The sequence below is a fragment of the Corallococcus praedator genome, assembly GCF_003612125.1.
Taxonomy (GTDB): domain Bacteria; phylum Myxococcota; class Myxococcia; order Myxococcales; family Myxococcaceae; genus Corallococcus; species Corallococcus praedator.
The window spans coordinates 1-7,503 of sequence record NZ_RAWI01000428.1 but is presented as its reverse complement, the minus strand read 5'-3'; the positions used below and the strand labels follow the sequence as shown (position 1 = coordinate 7,503).

The following is a 7,503-nucleotide window of genomic DNA, read 5'->3' as shown; positions in this document are numbered from 1 at the left end:
TGCTTTCGCAGGTGTGGGCGCAGGTGCTGGGCGTGGCGAGGGTGGGGGCGGAGGACAACTTCTTCGACCTGGGAGGCCACTCGCTGCTGGCGACACAGGCGATGTCGCGGGTGCGCAGCGCCTTCGGGGTGGAGTTGCCCCTGCGGGCCCTTTTCGAGGCGTCCACCGTCTCCAAGCTCGCCCTGCGCGTGGAGGCGGCGCAGCGGGCGGGACAGGAAGCCCTGGTCCCGAAGCTCGTGGCGGTGGATCGCGCCGCGAGCGACCTGCCGCTGTCGTTCGCGCAGCAGCGAATGTGGTTCCTGGATCAGCTCCAGCCGGGCAGCGCCTCTTACAACATGGCGTCCGCGGTGAAGCTGTCGGGGCGTCTGGATGTGGCGGCCCTGGAGCGCACGTTCGCGGAGCTGGTGCGTCGGCACGAGGCGCTGCGGACGACCTTCGAGACCCGGGACAGCCAGCCGGTCCAGGTCATCGCTCCCCGAGTCGCGTCGGCCCTTGAAGTGATCGTGCTCCCCGGTTGGACCGCCGCCGAGCAGGCCGCCGAAGTGAGCCGGTTCGCGAGGCAGGAGACCACCCGTCCGTTCGACCTGAGCCGGGGACCGCTCTTCCGCGCGAAGCTGGCGCGGCTGTCGGAGACCGAGCACGTGCTGGTGCTAGTGATGCACCACATCGTGTCGGACGGCTGGTCGATGGATGTGCTCGTGCGCGAAGTGGCGGCACTCTACGGCGCCTACGCGGCGGGCCGTGCGTCACCGTTGCCGGAGCTGGAAGTGCAGTACGCGGACTACGCGGCGTGGCAGCGCGGCTGGTTGCGCGGCGATGTGCTGGAAGGCCAGCTCGGTTGGTGGCGCCAGCAGTTGGAAGGCGCCCCGCACGCGCTGGAGCTGCCGACGGATCGGTCGCGTCCGGCGACCCAGAGCTTCCGGGGCGCGAGGACCGGAATCCAGTTGCCGCGAGCGCTGGAAGAGGGCGTCGCGGCCCTGGCGCGTCAGGAGGGCGCGACGCCCTTCATGGTGTTGCTGGCGGCATGGCAGGTGCTGCTGGCGCGCTACAGCGGCCAGCAGGACATCAGCGTGGGAACGCCCATCGCGGGTCGTAACCGCACGGAGCTGGAAGGACTCATCGGCTTCTTCGTGAACACGCTGGTGCTGCGCACGAAGCTGGAGGAGCGCGCGAGCTTCCGCCAGGTGCTGCGTCAGGTGCGAGAGACGACGCTGGGCGCGTACGCGCACCAGGAAGTGCCGTTCGAGAAGCTGGTGGAGGAGCTGAAGCCGGAGCGCGACCTGAGTCGTTCGCCGCTCTTCCAGGTGATGTTCACGATGCAGAACACGCCGGGCGGCTCGGGAGAAGCGCTGCCGGGTGGGCTCGTGCTGAGTCCTGTGGAGACGGAAGGCACCACGGCGAAGTTCGACCTGACGCTGGGAATGGCGGAGACGGGTCGAGGCCTCGCGGCGTCGCTTGAGTACAACACGGACCTCTACGACGCGGAGACGGCACAGCGGCTGTTGGGTCATCTCGGGACGTTGCTGGGCGCCATCACGAAGAACGCGGATGCGAGCGTCTGGGATCTGCCGCTGATGGAGACGGTGGAGCGCCAGCAGGTGCTGACGCGCTTCGCGGGGGACGTGGCCCCGGAGCGAGAGGGTGCGGAAACCCTCCACGGCCTCTTCGCAGCGCAGGCGGAGAAGACGCCAGCAGCGGTGGCGGTGGTGCACGAAGGCACGGCGCTGACGTACGCGCAGGTGGAAGCGCGGGCGAATCAGTTGGCGCGTCACCTTCGGACGTTGGGGGTGGGGGAAGAGAGCCGAGTCGGCGTGTGCGTGGAGCGCACGGAAGCGATGGTGGTGGCGCTGCTAGGCGTGCTGAAGGCTGGAGCCGCGTACGTGCCGCTGGACGCGACGTACCCGAAGGAACGACTGGCCTACATGCTGGAGGGGACAGGCGCGCCGGTGGTGGTGACCCAGGCGGGCCTGGAGGATGTGCTGCCGGAGTACACGGGTCAGCGCGTGCGGTTGGACACGGACGCGGTGCGGTTGGGTGGCTACGAAACCACTCCGCCGGCACAGGCGAGCACGCCTGCGCAGTTGGCGTACGTGCTGTACACGTCGGGAAGCACCGGACGGCCGAAGGGCGTAGCGGTAACGCACGCAAGCGCGGTGGCCTTCCTCCATTGGGCGACGGGCACGTTCAAGCCGGAGCAACTGAAGGGAGTGCTGGCGGCAACGTCGCTGAACTTCGACCTGTCGGTATTCGAAGTCTTCGCGCCGCTGGTGAGTGGCGGCACGGTGGTGGTCGCGGAGAACGCGCTGGCGCTGGCTGGATTGAAGGACGCTGGACGGGTGACGCTGCTGAACACGGTGCCGTCGGCGGTGGCGGAGCTGGTGCGAAGCGGAGGCATTCCCGTCAGCGTGGAGACGGTGAACCTGGCCGGAGAGGCGCTGCCAAACCGACTGGTGCAAGCGCTGTACGCGCTGCCGCAGGTGAAGGAAGTCAACAACCTCTACGGCCCGACAGAGGACACGACGTACTCGACGCACGCGAGGGTGGAGCGCGGAGCGAAGACGGAGCCGAGGATTGGCCGTCCGCTGGAGGGCACGCAGGCGTACGTGCTGGACGCGAAGGGCCAGCCGGTGCCGGTGGGCGTGCCAGGAGAGCTGTACCTGGGAGGCGAAGGACTGGCGCGCGGTTACCTGGGGCAGCCCGGGCTGACGGCGGAGCGCTTCGTACCGGACGGCTTCAGCGAGAAGGCAGGAGCGAGGCTGTACCGCACGGGCGACAAGGTGCGGTGGGGCCGAGACGGGACGCTGGAGTACCTGGGCCGAATGGACTTCCAGGTGAAGGTGCGAGGCTTCCGCATCGAGCTGGGAGAGGTGGAAGCGGCGCTGGGGGCGCAGCCTTCCATCCGCGACGCGGTGGTGGTGGTGCGGGAGGACGCGCCCGGTGACAAGCGGCTGGTGGCGTACGTGGTGGCGCAGCCAGGCCACACGGTGGACGCGACGACGCTGCGGAGTGCACTGAAGGGACGGCTGCCGGAGTACATGGTGCCGTCGGCCTTCGTGACGCTTCCGGCCCTGCCGCTCAACGCGAACGGGAAGGTGGACCGCAAGGCCCTCCCGAAGCCGGAGGCCGGAGCGGAGCGCACGCACGTCTACGTGGCCCCGCGCACGGAAACCGAAGAGGTGTTGGCGAACCTCTGGGCGCAGGTGCTGGGCGTGAAGCAGGTAGGCATCGAGGACAGCTTCTTCGAGCTGGGAGGCCATTCGCTGCTGGCGACACAGGCGGTGTCGCGCATCCGCACGGCCTTCAACGTCGAGCTGCCGCTGCGAGCCCTCTTCGAAGCCCCCACGGTCGAGGAGCTGGCCCTCAAGGTGGATGCAGCCCGGAGCGCGGGGCTGGCCCTGGTGGCCCCCCGCCTGGAAGCCCTGCCGAGGACGGGACGGGAGCCGTTGTCCTTCGCGCAGCAGCGCCTCTGGCTGCTGGATCAGCTCCAGCCGGGAGGGGCGTCGTACAACCTCCCGATGGCGGTGCGGCTGACGGGCACCGTGGACGTGGAGGCCCTGCGTCGCACGTTCGATGAACTCGTGCGCCGCCACGAGTCCCTGCGCACGACGTTCCAGGTGCACGACGGCCAGCCCATTCAGGTGGTCGCTCCGTTCCAGGAAGCGACCTGGAGCTTCACGGCACTGGACGGCCTGCCGGAGTCACAGCGAGAGGGGACCCTCCGAAAGCAGGTGGGGGCTGAAGCCCTTCGTCCGTTCGACTTGAGCCAGGGTCCACTCTTCCGCGCGACGCTGGTGCGGCTGAGCGCCACCGAGCACGTGCTGGTGCTGGTGATGCACCACATCGTGTCCGACGGCTGGTCGATGGACGTGCTGGTGCGCGAAGTCTCCGCGCTCTACGGCGCGTACGCCGAGGGTCGTCCCTCGCCGCTGCCGGAACTGGCGGTGCAGTACGCGGACTACGCGGCGTGGCAGCGTGGGTGGCTGAAGGGCGAGGTGCTTGAGGCGCAACTCGGTTGGTGGCGCCAGCAACTCGAAGGCGCCCCGCACGCGCTGGAACTGCCGACGGACCGGCCGCGTCCGGCGGTGCAGCGCTTCCACGGTGCCAACGCCTCCATGCTGCTCCCGAAGGCGTTGAGCGAAACGCTGAAGACGTTGGCACGCCAGGAGGGCGCGACGTCCTTCATGGTGCTGCTGGCAGCGTGGCAGGTGCTGCTGGCGCGCTACAGCGGCCAGCAGGACATCAGCGTGGGAACGCCCATCGCGGGCCGGAACCGGACGGAGCTGGAAGGGCTCATCGGCTTCTTCGTGAACACGCTGGTGCTGCGCACGAAGCTGGAGGAGCGCGCGAGCTTCCGTCAGGTGCTGCGTCAGGTGCGAGAGACGACGCTGGGCGCGTACGCGCACCAGGAGGTGCCGTTCGAGAAGCTGGTGGAAGAGCTGAACCCGGAGCGCGACCTGAGCCGCACGCCGCTGTTCCAGGTGATGTTCACGATGCAGACGGTCTCGCCGAACACGGGAGAGGTGCGTCCGAACGAAGGGCTGACGCTGCGGTCGCTGGAGACGGAAGGGTCGACGGCGAAGTTCGATCTGACGCTGGGGCTGGCGGAGACGGAGCAGGGGCTCGCGGCGTCGCTCGAATACAACACGGACCTGTACGACGCGCAGACGGCACGCCGACTGCTTGGGCACTTCGGGACATTGCTGGTTGGGCTCACGCAGGACGCGGATGCAAGCGTCTGGGACCTGCCGTTGCTGGAGACGGCTGAGCGCCAGCAGGTGCTGAAGCACTTCGCAGGGGCGGTGGCTCCGGAGCGTGAGTCCACTCAAGTCCTCCACGGTCTCTTCGCGGCACAGGCGGCGAAGACGCCGGCCGCGGTGGCGGTGGTGCACGAAGGCGCGGAGCTGACGTACGCGCAGGTGGAGGCGCGGGCGAACCAGTTGGCGCGTCACCTGCGGACGTTGGGAGTGGGGGAGGAGAGCCGGGTGGGCGTGTGCGTGGAGCGCACGGAAGCGATGGTGGTGGCGCTGCTGGGCGTGCTGAAGGCGGGAGCCGTGTACGTGCCGCTGGACGCGACGTACCCGAAGGAGCGTCTGGCCCACATGCTGGAGGGCACGGGCGCGCCAGTGGTGGTGACACAGGCAGGCCTGGAAGACGTGCTGCCGGAGTACTCGGGCCAGCGCGTGCGACTGGACACGGATGCCAAGGTACTGGACGGCTACGTCGCCTCACCCCTGAGCGCGAGCAGCGTCCCCAGCCAGTTGGCGTACGTGCTGTACACGTCAGGAAGCACGGGCCGTCCGAAGGGCGTAGCGGTAACGCACGCAAGCGCGGTGGCCTTCCTCCAGTGGGCCACGGCGACCTTCAAGGCGGAGCAGCTGAAGGGAGTGCTGGCGGCGACGTCGCTGAACTTCGACCTGTCGGTGTTCGAAGTCTTCGCGCCGCTGGTGAGCGGCGGCACGGTGGTGGTGGCGGAGAACGCGCTGGCGCTGGCCGGACTGAAGGAAGCGCAGCGCGTGACGCTGCTGAACACGGTGCCTTCAGCGGTGGCGGAGCTGGTGCGAAGCGGTGGCATCCCTCCCAGCGTGGAGACGGTGAACCTGGCCGGAGAGGCCCTGCCAAACCGACTGGTGCAAGCGCTGTACGCGCTGCCGCAGGTGAAGGAAGTCAACAACCTCTACGGCCCGACGGAGGACACGACGTACTCGACGCACGCGAGGGTGGAGCGCGGAGCGAAGACGGAGCCGCGAATCGGCCGTCCACTGGAGGGCACGCAGGCATACGTGCTGGACGCGAAGGGCCAGCCGGTGCCGGTGGGCGTGCCAGGAGAGCTGTACCTGGGAGGCGAAGGACTGGCGCGCGGCTACCTGGGCCAGCCCGGGCTGACGGCGGAGCGCTTCGTGCCGGACGCTTTCAGCGAGAAGGCCGGGGCACGGCTGTACCGCACGGGCGACAAGGTGCGGTGGGGCCGGGATGGGACGCTGGAATACCTGGGCCGAATGGACTTCCAGGTGAAGGTGCGAGGCTTCCGCATCGAGCTGGGAGAAGTGGAAGCGGCACTGGGAGCGCAGCCTTCCATCCGCGACGTGGTGGTGGTGGTGCGGGAGGACGCGCCCGGTGACAAGCGGCTGGTGGCGTACGTGGTGGCGCAGCCGAACCACACGGTGGACGCCACGACGCTCCGAGGTGCACTGAAGGGCCGGTTGCCGGAGTACATGGTGCCGTCGGCCTTCGTGATGCTTCCGGCCCTGCCGCTCAACGCGAACGGCAAGGTGGACCGCAAGGCGCTGCCGAAGCCGGAGGCTGGGGCAGAGCGCACGCACGTCTACGTTGCGCCGCGCAGCCAGACGGAGCAGGTGCTCGCCTCGCTCTGGGAGTCGGTGCTGGGAGTGAAGCAGGTAGGCATCCAGGACAACTTCTTCGAACTGGGAGGCCATTCGCTGCTGGCGACGCAGGCGGTGTCGCGCATCCGCACGGCGTTCAACGTCGAACTGCCACTGCGAGCCCTCTTCGAAGCCCCCACCGTCGCGGAGCTGGCCCTCAAGGTCGAGGCGGCACGGAGCACGGGACAGGCGTTGACGGTGCCGAAGCTGGAATCCGTGGCGCGGACGGGACGGGAGCCGTTGTCCTTCGCGCAGCAACGCCTCTGGCTGCTGGATCAGCTCCAGCCGGGAGGCGCGTCGTACAACCTCCCGATGGCGGTGCGGATGAGTGGCACCGTGGACGTGGAGGCCCTGCGTCGCACCTTCGACGAACTGGTGCGGCGCCACGAATCCCTGCGCACGTCGTTCCAGGTGCACGACGGTCAGCCCTTCCAGGTGGTTGCTTCGTCTCAAGAAGTGGCCTGGAGCTTCACTGCACTGGACGGTGTGCCGGAGGCCCTGCGTGAGAAGGAACTCCGGAGTCGGGTGAGCGCGGAAGCCCTTCGTCCGTTCGACTTGAGCCAGGGTCCGCTCTTCCGCACGAAGCTGCTGCGGCTGACGGAAACGGAGCACGTGCTGGTGCTGGTGATGCACCACATCGTGTCCGACGGCTGGTCGATGGACGTGCTGGTGCGCGAAGTCTCGGCGCTCTACAGCGCCTACGCGGCGGGCCGCGTGTCACCGCTGCCGGAGCTGGCGGTGCAGTACGCGGACTACGCGGCGTGGCAGCGTGGATGGCTGAAGGGCGACGTGCTGGAGGCGCAGCTCTCCTGGTGGCGTCAGCAGTTGGCGGGCGCCCCGCATGCGCTGGAACTGCCGACGGACCGGCCGCGTCCGGCGGTGCAGCGCTTCCATGGCGCCAACGCGTCCCTGCTGCTCCCGAAGGCGTTGAACGAAACGCTGAAGACGCTGGCACGCCAGGAGGGAGCCACGTCCTTCATGGTGCTGCTGGCGGCATGGCAGGTGCTGCTGGCGCGCTACAGCGGCCAGCAGGACATCAGCGTGGGAACGCCCATCGCGGGCCGGAACCGGACGGAGCTGGAAGGGCTCATCGGCTTCTTCGTGAACACGCTGGTGCTGCGCA

1 protein-coding gene is annotated in these 7,503 nt (G+C 68.8%); it reads left to right on the top strand.

Features of this window, described 5'->3' with window-relative positions; genetic code table 11:
• The coding region (locus tag D7Y13_RS35055) for a non-ribosomal peptide synthetase (protein ID WP_147452563.1) at positions 1–7,503 on the top strand (7,503 nt) is incomplete at both ends.